At 64.5% G+C, this 19,050-nt stretch carries 15 protein-coding genes; 9 read left to right on the top strand and 6 right to left on the bottom strand.

Annotated features, from left to right (window positions below; all coding sequences use genetic code 11):
- Positions 1-56: 56 nt before the first annotated feature.
- The 3 genes from ACUXVA_RS15335 to ACUXVA_RS15325 all read right to left on the bottom strand — a co-directional run bounded on the left by ACUXVA_RS15335 (position 57) and on the right by ACUXVA_RS15325 (position 6,450).
- Positions 57-3,398, bottom strand: coding sequence for an AsmA family protein (locus tag ACUXVA_RS15335; RefSeq protein ID WP_445493085.1), 3,342 nt, complete (start codon positions 3,396-3,398; stop codon positions 57-59).
- Positions 3,399-3,607: 209 nt separating this feature from the next.
- Positions 3,608-4,930, bottom strand: a complete 1,323-nt coding sequence (locus ACUXVA_RS15330; RefSeq protein WP_445493083.1) for an MFS transporter — start codon at positions 4,928-4,930, stop codon at positions 3,608-3,610.
- A 113-nt stretch (positions 4,931-5,043) separates the two neighbouring features.
- Positions 5,044-6,450, bottom strand: coding sequence for an FAD-binding oxidoreductase (locus tag ACUXVA_RS15325; RefSeq protein WP_445493081.1), 1,407 nt, complete (start codon positions 6,448-6,450; stop codon positions 5,044-5,046).
- A 110-nt stretch (positions 6,451-6,560) separates the two neighbouring features.
- Here ACUXVA_RS15325 and ACUXVA_RS15320 point away from each other — a divergent pair, with 110 nt between their 5' ends.
- Positions 6,561-7,076, top strand: a complete 516-nt coding sequence (locus tag ACUXVA_RS15320; protein WP_445493079.1) for a thioesterase family protein — start codon at positions 6,561-6,563, stop codon at positions 7,074-7,076.
- Between the two features lie 6 nt (positions 7,077-7,082).
- Here the strand turns inward: ACUXVA_RS15320 and ACUXVA_RS15315 are convergent, their stop codons facing one another.
- Positions 7,083-7,256: a DUF1328 domain-containing protein gene (locus tag ACUXVA_RS15315; RefSeq protein WP_265079536.1), complete on the bottom strand. Its 174-nt coding sequence runs from the start codon at positions 7,254-7,256 to the stop codon at positions 7,083-7,085.
- Positions 7,257-7,530: 274 nt separating this feature from the next.
- Here ACUXVA_RS15315 and ACUXVA_RS15310 point away from each other — a divergent pair, with 274 nt between their 5' ends.
- The 4 genes from ACUXVA_RS15310 to ACUXVA_RS15295 all read left to right on the top strand — a co-directional run bounded on the left by ACUXVA_RS15310 (position 7,531) and on the right by ACUXVA_RS15295 (position 12,203).
- Positions 7,531-10,137 carry an ATP-dependent helicase gene (locus ACUXVA_RS15310; protein ID WP_445493077.1) on the top strand — a complete coding sequence of 869 codons (2,607 nt, stop codon included), beginning with the start codon at positions 7,531-7,533 and terminating at the stop codon, positions 10,135-10,137.
- A 1-nt stretch (position 10,138) separates the two neighbouring features.
- Positions 10,139-10,420, top strand: coding sequence for a type II toxin-antitoxin system HicB family antitoxin (locus ACUXVA_RS15305; RefSeq protein WP_445493075.1), 282 nt, complete (start codon positions 10,139-10,141; stop codon positions 10,418-10,420).
- Positions 10,421-10,518: 98 nt separating this feature from the next.
- Positions 10,519-11,439, top strand: a complete 921-nt coding sequence (locus tag ACUXVA_RS15300; protein WP_445493073.1) for an ABC transporter ATP-binding protein — start codon at positions 10,519-10,521, stop codon at positions 11,437-11,439.
- A gap of 2 nt (positions 11,440-11,441) precedes the next feature.
- Positions 11,442-12,203 carry an ABC transporter permease gene (locus ACUXVA_RS15295; protein WP_265083784.1) on the top strand — a complete coding sequence of 254 codons (762 nt, stop codon included), beginning with the start codon at positions 11,442-11,444 and terminating at the stop codon, positions 12,201-12,203.
- 70 nt (positions 12,204-12,273) lie between these two features.
- Here ACUXVA_RS15295 and ACUXVA_RS15290 read toward each other — a convergent pair whose 3' ends face one another.
- The gene (locus tag ACUXVA_RS15290) at positions 12,274-12,600 is read right to left on the bottom strand and encodes a hypothetical protein (RefSeq protein WP_265079540.1); all 327 of its coding nucleotides are present in this window, start codon (positions 12,598-12,600) and stop codon (positions 12,274-12,276) included.
- A 256-nt stretch (positions 12,601-12,856) separates the two neighbouring features.
- Here ACUXVA_RS15290 and ACUXVA_RS15285 point away from each other — a divergent pair, with 256 nt between their 5' ends.
- The 4 genes from ACUXVA_RS15285 (at position 12,857) to ACUXVA_RS15270 (ending at position 16,647) form a co-directional block, all read left to right on the top strand.
- A complete protein-coding gene (locus ACUXVA_RS15285) occupies positions 12,857-13,648 on the top strand; it encodes a L,D-transpeptidase (protein ID WP_445493071.1) in 792 nt (263 codons plus the stop codon).
- A gap of 48 nt (positions 13,649-13,696) precedes the next feature.
- Positions 13,697-14,419, top strand: coding sequence for a GntR family transcriptional regulator (locus ACUXVA_RS15280; protein WP_445493069.1), 723 nt, complete (start codon positions 13,697-13,699; stop codon positions 14,417-14,419).
- A 48-nt stretch (positions 14,420-14,467) separates the two neighbouring features.
- Complete coding sequence (locus ACUXVA_RS15275) at positions 14,468-15,739, top strand: MFS transporter (protein ID WP_445493067.1); 1,272 nt, start codon at positions 14,468-14,470, stop codon at positions 15,737-15,739.
- A gap of 116 nt (positions 15,740-15,855) precedes the next feature.
- Positions 15,856-16,647, top strand: a complete 792-nt coding sequence (locus ACUXVA_RS15270) for an amidohydrolase family protein (RefSeq protein ID WP_445493065.1) — start codon at positions 15,856-15,858, stop codon at positions 16,645-16,647.
- On the opposite strand, the gene ACUXVA_RS15265 is transcribed toward ACUXVA_RS15270, so the two are convergent.
- The gene (locus tag ACUXVA_RS15265) at positions 16,644-18,923 is read right to left on the bottom strand and encodes a spermidine synthase (RefSeq protein ID WP_445493063.1); all 2,280 of its coding nucleotides are present in this window, start codon (positions 18,921-18,923) and stop codon (positions 16,644-16,646) included. The two genes, ACUXVA_RS15270 and ACUXVA_RS15265, sit on opposite strands and share 4 nt — an antisense overlap.
- Positions 18,924-19,050: the final 127 nt, after the last annotated feature.

Genomic DNA, 19,050 nt, shown 5'->3' with positions numbered 1-19,050 from the left:
CGGGAACAATCGGTGCGATTGGCGCGACCGCTGCGGGCAGCGTGGCCGGCGGAACTTCACCGCGTTCGAGCGAGATCCAGCCGGCGCGTTTCGCGATCGATGGCCCGCACTGCCAGCCACGACGACAGCGCCGCGATGTCCAAGGTGCGCTCGAGCCGGTCCGGCGATCCCGCCATAAACAATTGTATCTCGGGACGTGCGGTTCCCGATGCGCCGGCCATCGACGTCAGCGCAACGCGAACGTCGGTCTGGTCGGCAGCAAGGTCGTAGCCGCCCGAGACGATGGCGCGCGCACTGCCCCCATCGAGCGTGGTGGCGCCGACCCGCAAGCGACCGTCCTTGATGAGGAAGGGAATCTGCGCGGCCGTCACCGGAAGCGCTGCGGTCGCCAGTGACCGTTCGACGATCTGCCGCAACCGGTTGTCGTCTGTGGCCTGCCCGCTGTCGCTGGCACGGATCGCAATATCGAAAGCGTCGGGGTTCAGCCCGGCGATCCGTGCCGCGTCGATGGAGAGCAAGCCGTTGCCGGACAGTGCCCCCTCCAGTCCGAATGCAGTACGGCCCTGGGTAGCAAGAGTCGCGCGCAGCGACACGCGACCGGACGGCATCGCCAGTGCACGATAGCGCAATGCTGCGCCATCGACGTTGGCCATCTGGATGCGGGCATTCAGAGCCAGGCCGGTCAGGCCTGGCTTGATGTCGATATCGGCGGTGACGTCGCCGCCGCCGACATTGCCCTTGATGCTCTCGATGCTGAGCGACTGCCCGTCGCTCTTGATGACACCGCTGAGCGGCCGCAGTTCGATGCCGCCCGGCAACGCGCCGCTCAGCGACTGAAACGCCAGCTGGCCGCGCCAGCCCTGCAGCAAGCCGCGGCCGAGCGGTTCCGTCGCATCATGCCCCCGGGCGCCAACCACGAGACCGAACGCCGGAGCGAGTTCGATGGCATCCATTCCGAGCTGACCGTCGATGGTCTTTTCGGTGCCGAAGGTGAGCGCGAGGCGACCGCGCAGCCGCGCGCCCGCCACTGTGCTGTCGATGTCGTCGAGCGTGAGCTTGCTGGCGGCCAGGGTCGCGCGGGCCGAAAAACCAATCGTCTGCGCCAGCGCGTCGGACGCCTTGAGATCGAACAGCGGCGCGACATTGGCACGGCGGACCGCGAGCGCGAGCACGGCTTTCGGCTGCTCAGCCCACGGTTCGGCCGTCCCCTGCGCGTCGGCGTCGAGCTCTGTACCTGCAAGCCTGACCTTGACGCGCAGCGGCGCGCGCCACGTCCCGGTCGCAGAGCCCTCGAACCCCAGCGGCGCATCTCCCGCAGCCAGCACGCCATTGAGACCGAGCAGTGTCAGCAGCTGCGATCCACGGTCCGCGGCAAGCCGGGATTCGACGGTGATTTCACTGCGCGACAGCGCGTCGATATCGAGGCTCCGCATGGCCGCAACGGACGGCGTCGCCGTGAAAGTCGTCACACCGCTGACCTGCGGCGCGGCGATATCAACCACGGCACGCGCGCTTGCGCGGTCGGGCTGGCTGCTATCCCGGCCGAGGTCGAAGGTCAGCTTGATATTCGTTCTACCTGGTGCAGGCGACAGCGTGTTCAGCCGCGCCGCCACCGCAGGCGCAAGGGGCGCCAGCAGCGCTGTCATTTTCGTCAGCGATGCCGACGCGGCGCTGAGCGCCAGTGTTCCGGTCGCCTCGGTCCGGTTGAACGAGCCGCTGCCTTCCAGCAACAGCGTGCTGGCTTCGCCGATTGTGAGACGGTCCAGCGATATTGTCTCCGGCCCGTAACCGAACTGCGCGACGAAAGGGTGCATTTCCTGACCGGCCGATACGGCGCGATCAATGTTCAGCGAGAGCTGGGCCACGTCCGGCCAATCACCGGGCGGCCCCGCGAGCGAACGCAGCAGCGCTGCTGCGGCATCGACATCCAGCCGGTCCGCCTTCACATCCGCCTCGAAGCGCGAAGCGCTACCCGCCGGATTCGAGAGCGCGACCCGCCCCTCGACGGTGCCGCCATCGATCTCGGCCTTGATCGCGTCGATCGCGAAACGATCCGCGGCCACGCTCACGTCGCCGCGCAGGCGGAGCGGCTTCTGGCTGCGGTAGGTGACCTCGCTGCGGCCCTGCAGCCAGGCAGCCAGCGTATCGGGGTCGTTGGAGTCGAGACTCACCGCGCCCTTGAAGTTGCCCGACGCAGCGCCCGGGGCGATCCCGCTCAGCGTGACGCGGGTCGCGCCCGGGGCGCGGAAATCCAGCCTGTCGATGGTCCAGGCCGTTGCATCGCCATGCAGATCGGCGGCGAGATTCTGCACCGGACGACCGCCCAGCATGATCTGTTCCGCGCTGACCTCGACCTGGGTCGCAAGCGGCGGCTGCGGAAATTCCGCGAACAGCTTGCGGAGCTGCGGCAGCAGACGACCTGGCGCCCCTGCAGCGACGTCCCTGGCGAGCAGCCGGTCGGCGTCCAGTTGCCGCGCCGACAGCACGGCATGGAGCAGCGGCGACGGACCGAAGCGGACCTCCGCGAGGCCGGCAAGCTTCAGCGCCATATCCTCGGGACCATAGCTGATTTCGATCTGCTCGAGCTTTGCTGCGGCCGGATCGGCCTTGAGCCGCGCCGACAGCCGCCACGGCGACGGCGCACGGTCGGTGGCAGGCTCCGCCTTGGGGCCGGCAGGTCTGGCCAGGATCAGCCCGCCCTCGAACCGCGGCGCGCGGCCGTCGAAAAACAAGGTGCCGTCGAGATCGACGGAGAGCGGCCGCTGGCCGGGATCGATGGTGAGATGAACGCGGGTACCGTTCCCGTCAACAGTCTGGCCCGACGACACACGGAACGGATAGCGCGCGCCGTTCAGCGAGAAGTTGCCGTCGCCGCGGATCGCCCCGGCCAGGGAGCGCACGTCGCCGCTAAAGGCAATGTCATTCAATTCCAGCGTGCTACGGCTGGCCGCATCGTGCAGCGCAATACGCCCAGTCAGGTTCAGCCGGTCGATCGCCAGAGTGCCGAGGTTGAAGCGGCCGGTGGAGGTAGGCAGGTCGATGCGCCCCTGGGCGTCGAGGCCGAGATCCAGTGCGGCGCCGTTGATCGTCAATTCGGTGGCGCGCCATTCGCCGCGCATCAGTGAGCTCAGACTGAACTCGACGTCGAGCTTGTCGGCGCGTATCCGGCCGCGATCGTTGGCGCCGCCGACCATCACCGAACGCAGCCGCAGCGACGGCGCCGGCAACAGCCGCGCATCCAGGGCACCGGCGACGCGCACCGGCGCGCCGAGCACGCGCGATGCCTCGGCTTCGAACTGCGGCCGAAATTGATTCCAGTCGACGAAATACGGGCCGACCAGTGCGGCGACCAGCGCTATGATAAAGGCAATCGCCAAGCCGAGCAGCGTCGTCTGCACGGTATCTCCCCTTAAGCATGTTCCGGCAACATGCGGCCCGCTTCACATAGCAAAGCCTATTCCAACGCGCCCACATTCGCGATGCCGCCCGCAAACGTCGCGATGGTCGCACTGAACTCACACCCGAAAGTCCGCTATATATACGGATAACTGTGGCGAAGTCACAGCATGCGTGAGCGGCTGCAAGCTGGCCTGCGGTAAATCGCCGTCTAAAGCGATTCGGACGTGGCCCGCTCCGGCGCGTTCGGCGCGGCAGCAGCGCGGTGCAGCCGTCCGGCAACGGCGCGGACCTTGCCTGGGGAGGCCATCCAGATCGCGGTGGTGGCCACGGCGCTCACCACGATTCCGATGGCGAAAGCCGGTGCATAGGTGCCGCAGATATCGTGGATGATGCCGGTGACCAGCGGACCGGCAGCGCCGCCGGCCAGCGCAGCGAGCATAAGGGTGCCGAAAATGCTGCCGAAATGCTCGCCATGAAAGATCTCGGCGACCACTGCCCCCATGATCGACGTCACGCCGTAGCCGAGCAGCCCCTGCGAGATCACCATCACATAGACAAGCGGCAGGCTCGGCGCATATTCGAGGCCGATCAACGCCGCAAAGCAGATGGCGAAGCCGACGCTGCTGACAGTCCAGATCCATTCGCGGCCGATCCGGTCGGAGAGATGGCCGAGCAGGATCTGGCCGGGGACGCCGAACAGGCTGACCATGCCCAGCGCCCAGGCGGCCACACCGGGGCTGAAGCCGATATCGATCAGGTATTTGGTCTGGTGGACCTGGACCGCGTACCAGGCATAGAGCCCACCGAACAGGCCGAGGGCCAGCCACCAGAACCGCGCCGTCCGCATCGCGCGGCGTAGTGTCCAGTCGACGCTGACCCAGGCGTGGTCGACCACATTCGAGACTGGCTTGAATGCCGCGGTCGGCGCGTCGTCGCCATCGGGCTGCAGCCCCATATCCTGCGGCCGCTTGCGCAGCAGCAGGTTGATGGGGAGCAGAACGACCAGGACCAGAATGCCAATGGTCGTACATGCGGTGCGCCAGCCGCTTTGTTCGATCATGTGCTGCACCCACGGCAGCACGGTGATCGATCCGATGCCGACGCCGGCAAAGGCAACACCGATGGCAAGTCCGCGCTTGCGAATGAACCAGTTGGGCAGGAACAGCGATTGGCCGGAATAGCCGAGGCAGACGCTGCCGGCCCCGACCAGCACACCGATGGTCAGATAGAGGTGCCAGGGCTGCGTGGTCAGCGGCGCCAGCAACAGGCCGGCAGCCATCAAGGCCACGCCGAGTTCCATCACCGCGCGCGGCCCGGCGCGATCCATCAGCCGTCCCATCAGCGGGCTCATGATCGCCGAGATCAAAAAGCCGAACGAGAAGGCGCCGGCGGTGACGCCGCGCTCCCAGCCGAACTCCTCGATGATGGGCGGAAAGAACAGCGAGAACGAGGTCCGCGCGTTGACGCCAATAGCCATGGTGACGAAGGTGACGGCGATGACGATCCAGCCGTAGAAGAACGGAAGCCGCATGTCGGGCCTTTGGATTGGACGCACGCGTCGCGTCAGGAACCGCTGAACCTTGAACTTGCCGACGCTTCGTTGCGCCGGATGGCGAGAGTCATCCGTCGATCGCCCGTCGCGCTTCAGCGTGCCGGAAGGATCTTGCCGGGATTGAAGATGTTCTGCGGATCCATCGCCAGCTTGATCGCACGCATGGCGTCCAGTGCCTCCACACCCAACTCGGCCTTGAGGTATTTCTGCTTGCCCTGCCCGATGCCGTGCTCGCCGGTGCAGGTGCCGCCCATCGCCTGGGCACGCCCGACCAGGCGATGCATAAAGGCCTCTGCGCGCGCCACTTCTTCGGCATCGTTGCGATCACACAGCATCGAGCAATGGAAGTTGCCGTCGCCCACATGGCCAACAATCGGCGCCACCAGGTTCATGCGCGCGAGATCTTCCTCGGTCTCGGTGACGCATTCCGCAAGACGGGAAATCGGCACGCAGACGTCGGTGGCCGCCACATCGGAGCCCGGCCGCAGGCTTTTCACCGACCAGTAGGCGTCATGGCGGGCCTGCCAGAGCTTGGTGCGGTCTTCCGGTCGCGTGGTCCAGGTGAAATCACCGCCGCCGCATTCCAGCGCGATCTCGCGAAAATTCTTCGACTGCTCGGCGACCTCCGCCTCGCTGCCGTGGAATTCCAGCAGCAACAGCGGCGTCTCCGGCAGCGTCAGTTTGGAGTAGGCATTGCAGCAGCGGACCTGCGCCTCGTTGAGCAGTTCGATCCGGGCCAGGGGAATGCCGGTCTGCACCGCCAGGATGGTGGCCTGGCAGGCGCCCGCCACCGTCGCGAACGAACAGGACGCTGCGGCAATGGTGTCCGGAATGCCGCGCAGCTTGATGGTCAGTTCGCTGATGATGCCCAGCGTGCCTTCGGCGCCGACGAACAGATGGGTCAGGTCGTAGCCGGCGGAGGATTTCTTGGCGCGCGTGCCGGTTTTGATGATCTCGCCGTCGCCGCGCACCACCTTCAGCGCCAGCACGTTGTCGCGCATGGTGCCGTAACGCACTGCATTGGTGCCGGAAGCGCGGGTCGAGGCCATGCCGCCAAGCGAGGCATCGGCGCCCGGGTCGATCGGAAAGAACAGCCCCTGATCGCGCAGATTCTCGTTCAATGCCTTGCGGGTGACGCCGGGCTGGATCACGCAATCCAGATCCTCGGCATGGACTTCAAGGATACGGTTCATGTCGCGCAGGTCGATGCATACACCGCCGGCCGCCGCGTTGACCTGGCCTTCCAGCGAGGTGCCGGTCCCGAACGCGATCACCGGCACGCCGTTGGCCGCACAAATCCGCACCACGTCCTGGATATCGGCGGTTTCCTGCGCCATCACCACCGCATCCGGCGGCTGGTTTGGCAGCCACGTGGTGGTGTGGCCGTGCTGTTCGCGCACCGCCTGCGAGGTCACCAGCCGGTTGCCGAACCGCGCGGCAAGCGCTTCGATGGTGGTGGCCAGCGCCGCCGGCTCAGGTCGTTTCTGATTATTGTTCATTGTACCCACGTCAGCCCCTCCGGGGACGCCCGTCCCTCCGGCGCGCGGGACCGTGACAAAGGATGTATATGGGGTCAAGTGATGATGAATTGCCGGAGTGGGGATAGCCGATGACGAACGCGACAATGCCTGACGACCTGCTGCTACAGCCGGTGGCCTTCCTGTCGTCGGTGATGGCCATTGAACCGCAATGGATCGACTATAATGGCCATCTCAACATGGCCTATTACAACGTGCTGTTCGACCGCGCGATCGACGAACTCTGGCTCAAGCTCGGGATCGGCCCCGCTTACATGAAAGCACGCGGCGGCTCGACATTCACCGCGGAATGCCATGTCCGCTACCTGCGTGAGATCCATCTCGGCGATCCCGCGCAGGTGTCGATCCTGCTGGTCGCGGCTGACGACAAGCGGCTGCACACGTTCGAGGAATTGCGCCACGCCACCGAAGGATGGGTGTCGGCGACCTCGGAAAACATGTCCATCCACATGGACATGAATGCCCGAAAAGTCGCGCCATTCCCGTCGGATATCCGCGCCAACATTGCGGCGCTGGCGAACGCCCATCAGGCGGCGCCGCGGCCCGAGGGAATCGGCCGCAGCATCGGGATGCCCGCGAAGAAGTAGCGACCGCTAGGCCCGGGTTCGACCGCGGACCAGACCGACAACGGCCGAAACCAGAAACAGCACGATCGCGACGAAGAAGATGATCTTGGCGATCTCGATGGAGGCTCCGGCGACGCCGCCAAAGCCCAGAACACCGGCGATCAGGGCGACGATCAGAAACGTGACAACCCAGCCGAACATGGCACAACCTCGAATTTTCGTTCTGTTGAACGCGGCCTGAGCGCCGCGCGTCGATCGTGAAAACAAGCCGCAACGGGAACGAAAGTTCCCTGCCTGTGGTAGGCCGATGGGCCGAGCGCAAGCGCCGGCAGCCGGCTCAACCGCATCTGGCCCTGCCCCGACGCGGGAAAACTCTGTCAACTCGCCGCTTCGCCCCCTATATGCCTGTGACCCCTGCTATGAAGGCTCCCCTTCACGGCCCCGCGGTGCCATCGTGGGAACAAGACGATCTCGCATGACCGAGCCCTACAAGACGCCCTCCAACGATCTCCCTGCCTACCAGCCGGCGGCGGGCGGCATTGGCGCGCGTGCACGCGCCCAGGCGGCGCCGGCCCAGTACCTGGCCGGCCTCAACCCCGAGCAGCGTGATGCCGTCGAGACCCTCGATGGTCCGGTTCTCGTTCTGGCAGGCGCCGGCACCGGCAAGACCAAGGTGCTGACCTCGCGGATCGCGCATATCCTGACCACCGGCCGCGCCCGGCCCGCCGAGATCCTGTCGGTGACCTTCACTAACAAGGCGGCGCGCGAGATGAAGCACCGCCTCGGCCTGATGCTCGGCCAGGCCGTCGAAGGCATGCCGTGGCTCGGCACCTTCCACTCGATCGGTGGCCGCATCCTGCGCATCCATGCCGAACTGGTGCAACTGACCTCGAATTTCACCGTGCTCGACACCGACGACCAGATCCGGCTGCTCAAGCAGTTGCTGGCGGCCGACAACATCGACGACAAGCGCTGGCCGGCGCGGATGCTGGCAGGGCTGATCGACGGCTGGAAGAACCGCGGCCTGACGCCGTCGCAGGTGCCGGCCGGCGAGGCCGCCGTGTTCGGCAACGGCAAAGGCGGCAAGCTCTACGCCGCCTATCAGGCCCGGCTCAAAACCCTCAATGCGGCCGATTTCGGCGATCTGCTGCTCGAGGGCATCCGGCTGTTCCGCGAACATCCCGACGTGCTCCGGCAGTACCAGCAGCGCTTCAAATACATCCTGGTCGACGAATATCAGGACACCAACGTCGCGCAATATCTGTGGCTGCGGCTGCTGTCGCAGACACCGGGTTCGCAAAGCCATGCCCCCATCCTTCGAGACGCCGCGCTTCGCGCGGCTCCTCAGGATGAGGGCGCAGAGACCGTTGCCGACACACACACCGAGTTGTCCCCTCACCCTGAGGAGCGCGGGCGAGGCTCGCGCGTCTCGAAGGATGAGATGACGCCATCGACGGCGCGGCTCAAGAACATCTGCTGCGTCGGCGACGACGATCAGTCGATCTACGGCTGGCGCGGCGCCGAGGTCGACAACATCCTGCGCTTCGACCACGATTTCCCCGGCGCCAAGGTGATCCGGCTGGAGCGCAACTATCGCTCCACCGGCCATATCCTGGCCGCCGCCTCACATCTGATCGCGCATAACGAAGGCCGGCTCGGCAAGACGCTGCGCACCGAGGATGTCGCCGGCGAAAAGGTCACCGTCACCGGCTGCTGGGATTCCGAAGAGGAAGCCCGCACCATCGGCGAGGAAATCGAGGATCTGCAGCGCGGCGGCCACAAGCTCAACGACATCGCCATCCTGGTGCGCGCCTCGTTCCAGATGCGCGAATTCGAAGATCGCTTCGTCACCCTCGGCCTGCCCTATCGCGTGATCGGCGGCCCGCGCTTCTATGAGCGCGCCGAGATCCGCGATGCGCTGGCCTATCTGCGGGTGATCAATTCGCCCGCCGACGATCTGGCTTTCGAGCGCATCGTCAACACGCCGAAGCGCGGGCTCGGCGACGCCACCGTGCAGATGCTGCACGACCACGCCCGCAAGCGGAAGATCCCGCTGTCCGAAGCTGCCCGTCTCGTGGTCGACACCGACGAGATGAAGCCGAAGGCGCGCGGCAGCCTGCGCGAATTGATGATGAACTTCGAGCGCTGGCGCACGCAGCGCGATACCATCACCCACACCCAGCTCGCCGAGATCGTGCTCGACGAGAGCGGCTACACCGAGATGTGGCAGAAGGACCGTTCCGCCGACGCAGCCGGCCGGCTCGAGAACCTCAAGGAACTCGTCCGCTCGATGGAAGAATTCGAGAACCTGCAAGGGTTTCTCGAACATATATCGCTGGTGATGGATCGCGAGGGCGGCGCCGACGAGGACGCGGTGTCGATCATGACGCTGCACTCGGCCAAGGGGCTGGAATTCGACAACGTGTTCCTGCCGGGCTGGGAAGAAGGCCTGTTTCCGCACCAGCGCGCGCTCGACGACCAGGGCCGCGCCGGACTGGAAGAAGAGCGCCGGCTGGCTCATGTGGGGATCACCCGCGCCCGAAAACGCGCCAAGCTCTATTTCGCCACCAACCGGCGCATCCATGGCACCTGGAACACGACGCTGCCGTCGCGCTTCCTCGACGAATTGCCGGCCGACAATGTCGAGATCACCGAGTCCAAGGGCGGCAACAATTGGGGCGGCAACAGCGGCTACGGCCCGTCGCGCTTCGACAATGTGGAATCCTTCGGCTCCACCTATTCGACGCCCGGCTGGCAGCGCGCCCAGGCCAACAAGTCGCGCAACAAAGGCGGCGGACAGGCCGGCGGCGGCTTCAACGAAAGCCAGTCGCCGTTCTCGTCGTCACGCAGCGACGCGCCGGGCAGCGGTTTCTCCCGCGGCAGGAACGGCCCGATGACCATCGAGGGCGAACTGATCGCGAAATCGACCGGCACCGAGTCGGCATTCACGCTGCAGGATCGCGTCTTCCACCAGAAGTTCGGTTACGGCGCGGTGACCAAAATCGACGGCAACAAGCTGACGATTGCGTTCGAGAAAGCCGGCGAGAAGAAGGTCGTCGACAGTTTTGTCGAGCGGGTGTGACGTGCGGGTCTACATCGCGTTGATTCAAAAGGACTCCGGCGGCACTTTTCGCGTGTCGTTTCCCGATTTTCCAAGCCTTGTCACCGCTGGCGACAGTCTCGATGAAGCGATCGAAGAGGCCGAAGAGACTCTTGAATCCGTGGCAGGGGACTGGACAAATCCGGACGGCACTACCGATCTTCCCATACCGCGCACCATTGAACAGTTGCAGAACGATCCGCAATTTTCGGATGCAGCAGATGGCGGCACGATCGTCGAAATTGACTACGACGCCGCAGAATAACTGCAAATCTGCCATGTCTGCGATTGCGCGCCCCCTTTCGCGTTCCTATGTACTGACACCGTGCCCGGCGCGTCCCGATTCAAATCGACAAGCACCCCATGCCCCCCATCATCTCCATATCCAGCCTAACCAAGAGCTATGCCTCGGGCTTCACCGCCCTGAAAGGCATCGATCTCGACATCAACCGCGGCGAGATCTTCGCGCTGCTGGGGCCGAACGGCGCCGGCAAGACGACGCTGATCAGCATCATCTGCGGCATCGCCAATGCGACGTCCGGCAAGGTGGTTGTCGACGGCCACGACAATGTCGGCTCGTTCCGCGCCGCGCGCCAGCCGATCGGCCTGGTGCCGCAGGAACTGCACACCGACGCCTTCGAGACGGTGTGGGCCACGGTCTCCTTCAGCCGCGGCCTGTTCGGCAAGCCGAAGAACCCCGCTCATATCGAGAAGGTGCTCAAGGACCTGTCGCTGTGGGACAAGAAGGACAGCAAGATCGTCACTCTGTCCGGCGGCATGAAGCGCCGGGTGATGATCGCCAAGGCACTGTCGCACGAACCGCAGATCCTGTTTCTCGATGAGCCCACCGCAGGCGTCGATGTCGAACTGCGCAAGGGCATGTGGGAGGTGGTGCGCACGCTGCGCGCCGCCGGCGTCACGGTGATCCTGACCACGCACTACATCGAAGAGGCCGAGGAGATGGCCGACCGCATCGGTGTCATCAACAAGGGTGAGATCATCCTGGTCGAGGAGAAGAACGCACTGATGCAGCAGCTCGGCAAGAAGCGCCTGAAGCTGCACCTGCAGGGCAAGGTCACGGCGATTCCGGCGAGTCTTTCGGCGTATCATCTCGAGCTTGCCGCTGACGGCGAACAGCTGATCTACACCTACGATACCAAGAGCGAGCGCACCGGGATTACCAGCCTGCTGAGCGACCTGCGCGAAGCCGGCATCCGGTTTTTCGATCTCGACACCACACAGAGTTCGCTGGAAGATATCTTTGTTAGCCTGGTGAAAAAATGAGCATGAACTTCCGGGCCGTCAAAGCCATCTATCTGTTCGAAATGGCGCGCACCTGGCGCACCGTGCTGCAAAGCATCGTCTCGCCGGTGATTTCGACATCGCTGTATTTCGTGGTGTTTGGCGCCGCCATCGGCTCGCGCATCACCTCCATCGAAGGCGTCAGCTACGGCACCTTCATCGTGCCCGGGCTGGTGATGCTGTCGGTGCTGACGCAGAGCATCTCCAACGCCTCGTTCGGAATCTATTTCCCGAAGTTCACCGGCACCATCTATGAGCTGCTGTCGGCGCCGGTGTCCTATGTCGAGGTCGTACTGGGCTATGTCGGCGCAGCCGCCACCAAGTCGATCCTGCTCGGTCTGATCATTCTGGCCACTGCCGGGCTGTTCGTGCCGCTGCACATTCTGCATCCGTGGTGGATGCTGACTTTCCTGGTGCTGACCGCGGTGACATTCAGCCTGTTCGGCTTCATCATCGGCATCTGGGCCGACGGCTTCGAGAAGCTGCAGGCGATCCCGCTACTGGTGGTGACGCCGCTGACGTTTCTCGGCGGCAGCTTCTATTCGGTGAGCATGCTGCCGTCGGGCTGGCGCACCATCACGCTGCTCAATCCGGTGGTCTACCTGATCAGCGGCTTCCGCTGGAGCTTCTACGAGATTTCCGATGTCAGCGTGGTGCTTAGCGTTTCGGTGACGCTGTTCTTCCTGGCGGCCTGTATGATCGCCGTGTGGTGGATCTTCAAGACCGGCTACAAGCTGAAGAACTGAGACCGAGCAGCCGGCGATATAAAAACGGCCCGGATCATCCGGGCCGTTTTGCTTTAAATCAGCTTAAAGATTAACGACGATAGCAGTGGAAACGATGACGCCTGTCGTAGTAGCCGCGGCACTCGCGGCTACGCCCTTCGGGAATGCCGAGCACACCCTTGACGCCGCCCACAGCTGCACCGACCCCCAAGCCGAGCGCGCCGCCGACCACCCCGCCAACCGGACCGGCCGCCCGGTTGCCCTCACGAACGCCCTGACGAGCGCCTTGATCGGCTCCGCGAATGACGCCTTGTGCCTGCGCCACATGGGGAATTGCCAGCACCGCGAGCACGCCCGCCAGCATTGCGAGTTTAGCCACGACCGGGCTGGCGGACAGGATCGATGTCTTGGTCTTCATGTTGAATTCCTCTGGATGACCACGTTCGTTCAATCACCGCGTGGAACTCAATAACGGCAAAGTGACTGATTAGTTGCACTGACGCAGATCAATTTTACGACGCTAGGCCGGACCGGTTTTCTGCCCCCGCGGCGCCATAGGAAAGCCGTCCGGGACATTAACGATGCACGAAACTGTCACTGGAACTTGATCGCGCCGACATGCATATAATGGCGGGGTGATATTGCAGTGCAGAATGGCCGGAGGCCGAAATACAATGCGTTCGATGTTTGCCGCTCTGGTCGGCCTGGCCTGTTTTGCTGCCGCGACCACTGCTGAAGCCAAAATCGCGATCACCATCGACAAGGATGTCCAGCAGATGACCGTCGCCGTCGACGGCGTCGAAAAATATCGCTGGCCGGTCTCGTCGGGCGACGTCGCGCACGAAACGCCGAACGGCAGCTTCCGCACCTTCCGCATGGAGGAAGACCACTACTCCAAGGAATTCGACGACGCGCCGATGCCGAATTCCATCTTTTTCACCAAGCAGGGCCACGCCATCCACGGCACCGACTCGGTGAGCCGGCTCGGCACCCCGGCGTCCCATGGCTGCGTGCGCCTGTCGCGCGAGAACGCCGCGACGCTGTTCGCGATGGTCAAAGCCGACGGCGTATTGAACACCACCGTCACCCTGACCGGCTCGGCGCAGGTGGCGATGGCGCGCAACCCGCGACCGGCCAAGCCGTCCGCCGTCGCGCGCCGCAACGTCGCGCCGGTCGAGCCGTCGTTCGATGCCGCCGGCAATCCGGTCGAACTGGTGCCGCAGCCCGTGATGCCAAACCGTCGCATCGTGCGTCCGGCACCGCAAATGGCTGATGACGGCTACATCTATCCGGCCGACGGCAACGACAATGGCCAGCGTTTTCCAGCCCCTCGCGGCTATCGCCGCATGACCGAGGCCGAGACCCAGCAATATTACGCCAGCCGCGGCTACGCCCAGCCCTACCAGCCGCAGGTCTATGCGCCGCGGCCGTACCAGCCTCGCGGTTTCTTTTCCTCAGACTACTGAGGCCGGCGTCGACTTGACCCGAATTCATTTAGTCATCTATATGACTAAATGAATTCGGATCAACGACTACCACTATACCAGCAGCTGCGCGATGCCTTCGCCACAGCGATTTCGAATGGCGAGTGGCGCGCGGGCGAAGCCATTCCGTCCGAGAGCGAACTGTCGCGGCTGTATTCGGTTGCGATCGGGACTGTCCGGAAGGCTATCGACCAGCTGGTCGCCGAAGGCGTGCTGGATCGCCGGCAGGGCCGTGGCACCTTCGTCAAACGCACGCGCTTCAATGCCTCGATGTTCCGCTTCTTCCGTTTTCAATCGGAGGCCGGCGAACGCCGGATTCCGGAGAGCCGGATTCTGCGCCGTGAAGTTCTGCAGGCGCCCTCCGCCGTCGCCTCGGCGCTGCGGATCGGGCCGAACGACGAGGTCATTCACCTTTCGCGCCTGCGTCTGATCGACGGCACCCCGCTGCTGGCGGAGGACATCTGGCTGCCCCGCGCGCGCTTTGAAAAGCTGCTTGGCCTTGCCGAAGCGGATTTCGGTGACCTGCTGTATCCGCTCTACGAGGAATGCTGCGGCGAGGTGGTAACCACGGCGGAAGAGACGCTGACCGTCGAGACCGCCGATCCGCTGAAGGCCCGCCTGCTGCAGCTCCAGCCCGACGCACCGCTGATCGTCATCGAACGCCTCGCCTTCGATCTGACGCACCGGCCGCTGGAGTGGCGGCGCTCGCGCGGGGCCGCCAACAAGTTTCGCTATCACATCGAGATTCGATGAAACGTCACGCCGAGCCGAAAACGGCCGGCGTCAATTGGTGAGAAAACCGTGTCGAACTGGTACCAAGAGAGCTCGCCCCCCGAACGCAAGACGTTCTGGGCATGTTTCATGGGCTGGGCGCTCGATGCGCTTGACGTCCAGATGTTCAGCCTCGCCATTCCCGCCTTGATCGCCAGCTTTGCGATCAGCAAGACCGAAGCCGGTCTGCTGGGATCGGTGACACTATTCGCGGGCGCCTTCGGCGGCTGGATCGCCGGCGCATTGGCGGACCGCTACGGCCGGGTCAAAGCGTTGCAAATCACCATCCTGTGGTTTGCGCTTGCCACCTTTGCCTGCGCCTTCGCGCAAAGCTACACGCGGCTGCTCGTGCTCAAGACGATCCAGGGAATCGGCTTCGGCGGCGAATGGGCCGCTGGCGCAGTTCTGATGGCGGAAATCATCCGCCCGCAGCATCGCGGCAAGGCACTGGCCTCGGTGCAAAGCGCCTGGGCCGTCGGCTGGGGAGCGGCAGTGATCCTCGCCACGTTCGTGTTCATGTATCTGCCGGCTGACATCGCATGGCGCGCCATGTTCGCTGCCGGGCTGCTGCCCGCGCTGCTGATCTTTTATGTCCGCCGCGGCGTGCCCGAGCCGGTACGGACTATTCCTGCGGCCGGACAAGGTCCGTCGACGTGGACCATCCTGTTCGGCATATTCAAGCCCGAGGTGTTGCGGGCAACGATGATCGGCGGGCTGTTCGGCATTGGCGCGCACGGCGGCTACGCCGCTTTGACCACCTTCCTGCCGACGTTTCTGCGCGAAGAACGCCATCTCTCCGTGCTGGGGACCGGCGGCTATCTCGCGGTCATCATCGTGGCTTTCTTCTGCGGCTGCATCGCCAGCGGCATTCTCAGCGACCGGCTCGGCCGCCGCACCAACGTCAGCTTTTTCGCGGCCGCCTGCGTGGTGACCGTGCTGGTCTACGTATTCGCGCCGCTGACCAACACCGAAATGCTGATCCTCGGCTTCCCGCTCGGTTTCTTTTCGGCTGGCATCCCCGCCAGCATGGCGGCGCTGTTCAGCGAACTATACCCTGCCGGCGTGCGCGGAACCGGCGTCGGCTTCTGCTACAATTTCGGTCGCATCGTCTCCGCCGGATTTCCGATCATGGTCGGCTATCTCAGCCAGCATGTCGGACTTGGGGCTGCGATTGGTATCGACGCCGCCTTTGCCTACTCTCTCGTTCTGATCGCCGTCCTGCTGTTGCCGGAGACCCGCGGCAAGGCCCTGTCCGACACCGCCCCGGTGACCGCCGGGCCGCTGAATGCAGGTGCGCGATGAGGAACATCTGTCCCGATGGCACGGTCAACCGGCGCCTTTTGTTGAAAGCGGCTGCCACGACTGCCATAGCCCTTGCCACCTCACCGGCGGCCAGGGCCGCCCCAACGAAACCGATCATGATCGATACACACTCCCATGTCTTTCACCGTGGGCTGAAGCTCGCCGACGCCCGCAGATATGCGCCCGCTTATGATGCCCCGCTGGATCTCTATCTTCGTCAGCTCGACGACAACGGCATCACCAACGGCGTGCTGGTGCAACCAAGCTTCCTCGGCACCGACAACTCGTATCTCGTCGACTGCCTAACGGCAGCGAAAGGACGGTTGCGGGGCATCGCCGTGGTCGATCCGGAGGCCAGCACCAATGACCTCAAGCTGCTGAACGAGTCCGGCGTGGTCGGGCTACGCCTGAACCTCGTCGGGAAACCGCTTCCCGACTTGGAAACTCCGCTGTGGCGCGGCTTGCTGGACAAGGCGCACAAGCTGCAATGGCAGGTCGAGGTGCAGCGCGCCGCGGCCGATCTCCCCGCGCTGGTCTCGCAACTGCTCAATTCAGGCGTCGATGTGGTGATCGACCATTACGGCCTGCCCGATTCACAGTCGGGCATTTCCGATCCCGGTTTCGTCGCGCTGACAAAGCTCGGTGCGACGCGCCGGCTCTGGGTCAAGATTTCCGCGCCCTATCGCACCGGCGCCGACGGCGAACGCATTGCCCGCGCCGCCTACCCGGTGCTGCGCGACGCGCTCGGGCGCGATCGCCTGCTATGGGGCAGCGACTGGCCGCACACCCAGTTCGAGGGCTCGCAGAATTACGGCAAGACCCTCGCCTTCTTCACCGACATGGTGGGGAACGCGGAGGATCGCGCGGCAATCCTGCAGAATCCCCGGGGGCTTTTCCGGTTCGGCTAGTTCTCCCCATCCCGCAGCCGGCGCCATACCGCGCCGAGCACGTTGGAATAGTCATCGGTCCAGACCCGCTGGTTGTCCGCGGCCTCGGTCAGCGCCCACTTGTCCGACGATGCCAGCGTGCCGATATCGGCGGGCTCGCGCGCCGATATCACGACATTGGTCGAGAAGATGTACTCACTGTCACGACCGGAATCCTCGTTGAACACCCAGCTCTTGAGATCATTGGCGTCGGCGATGCCGACCACGACGCTGGCCAGTTCGAGATGCCGGTTCGACACATGCATCACCACCGCACCCTGAGGCGCCAGCTTCTCCTTGTAGATTTCCATCGCTTCCTCGGTCGCGAGGTGGATCGGAATCGCATCGGATGAATAGGCATCGACGATGATCAGGTCATAGACGCCGTCCGGCTCCCTGGCGAAGGTCAGCCGCGCATCGCCGATCACCGGCTTCATGTCCGGTTCGCAGCGCTGGATGAAGTTGAAATACTTCGGATCGCGCGCGGTATCGACCATCGACTGGTCGATCTCGAAGAATTTCCAATCCTCGCCGGGCTGCGAGGCGCAGGCCAGCGTGCCCGAGCCCAGCCCGATCACGGCGACACGCAGCAGCGCCCCCTTGCGCGCGCGCAGCGCGGTGATCGCCTGACCGATGCCGCCATCCTTGTGATAGTAGGAAATCGGCTCGGGCCGGCCGGTCACCGGCGTGCCGTCGTCGTTGAGAAATTTCTCGGCGCCGTGGATCGTGGTGCCGTGCATCAGCACGTGATACTGGCCGTTCGGCGTCACCACGATCTTGTGCACGCCGAAGAAGCTGCGCACCGTCTCGACGCGGCCATCGTCGGACGGATAGAAGCGGATCAGGGCCAGCGCCAATAAGGTGACGGCCAGCAGCTTCAAGCGATCGGCGCGTGCCAGCAATGCGAGGATCATGCCGAGCACCGCAATGACGCTGATCACATAGACCCGCTTGTCATCGACCCAGGTGAACGTCTTGCCGCTGGAATAGGAGATCGCGATCAACACGAACGCGACAATCGCCAGCAACGGCCAGTACCATCGGTTCCAGTGGTGCAGACGCTCCTCGCTGGACGGACGGCACAGCACGGCCAGCGCGACCAGGATCGGGTATTCCGCGATCCATGAGAACGTGAACGGCGCGATCAGGCCTGCGAACAAGCCGCCGACCATGCCGCCGAACGACAGCGCCACATAGTAGCCGGTGAGATACTTCGCCGCCGGGCGCGCTTGCGCCAACTCGCCGTGGCAGGCCATGGCGATGATGAAGAAGCACAGCAGATGACCGCCAAGCGTCAGCAGCAGGTTCTGCTCGCCGCCGACCGCCAGCAGCACGATGACACCGGCGATCGCCAGCGGCTGCAGCAACAGCATCCATTTGTGGGGCAGCAACGGGCGCGACTGGAACACCAGCACCCAGGTCAGCAGATACAGCGACAACGGCAACACCCACAACAACGGCGCGGCGGCCACGTCGGTTGAGATGTGCGCGGTGACCGCGATCAGCAGGCCGGACGGCACCGCCGCCAGAAAGATCCAGCGCGCGGCCAAGGCCCGTGTCGGCGCCGGCGCATCGACCTCGTCCGCCGCATCGGCGACGAAGACAAAAGCCGGCGAGCGCAGCAGCAACACGCCGCAGCCGGCGATCAGCAGGATCAGCAGGCCGTAGCCGCCGGTCCAGATCATGTTCTGGGTGTGCAGCGAGAACATCGGCTCCAGCAGCACCGGATAGGACAGCAGCGCCAGGAAGCTGCCGATGTTCGACGAGGCATAGAGGAAATACGGATCATGGCCCTGAGGATGGCCGGTGCGCACGAACCAAGCCTGCAGCAGCGGATTGTTCGCAGCCAGCGCAAAGAACGGCAGGCCGATCGACACCGCGAACAGCCCGAGCAGCCAGAACGCATAGCCGCTCGATGGCGGCTCGCCCCAGCCCGCGGCAATCGACAGCGGCAACGTCAGCAGCGCCAATGCCAGCAACGCCAGATGAATCGCCACCGGCCAGATCCGGCTGCGAAGCTGCATCAGATAATGCGCATAGGCGTAGCCACCGAGCAGCAGCGACTGGAAAAACACCATCGCCACCGACCACACCGCCGGCGAGCCGCCGAGCCGCGGCAGCACCATTTTGGTGAACAGCGGCTGCACCGAGAACAGCAGCAGCGCGCTGGTGAAGATGGCGGCAGTATAGACCACCAGCAGCAGGCGGTTGCGGGACGTGGAGGCCGGATCGGCGGCGGCGGGCAACGACGAATTCATGAAAGCTCCGGCTGGGATTCGGCGGGCGTAAGGGCTTCAGAATCCGGCAGGACGCCGGGCGCCGGAATGGAGCATAGGTTACCGTATCCGGCAATGCGGCGCCGATGGAGCCGAAAACATGCCGGCC

The organism is Rhodopseudomonas sp. RCAM05734, from assembly GCF_052658035.1.
The sequence above is the reverse complement of the archived record's forward strand: the minus strand, read 5'-3'. Positions and strand labels throughout refer to the sequence as shown.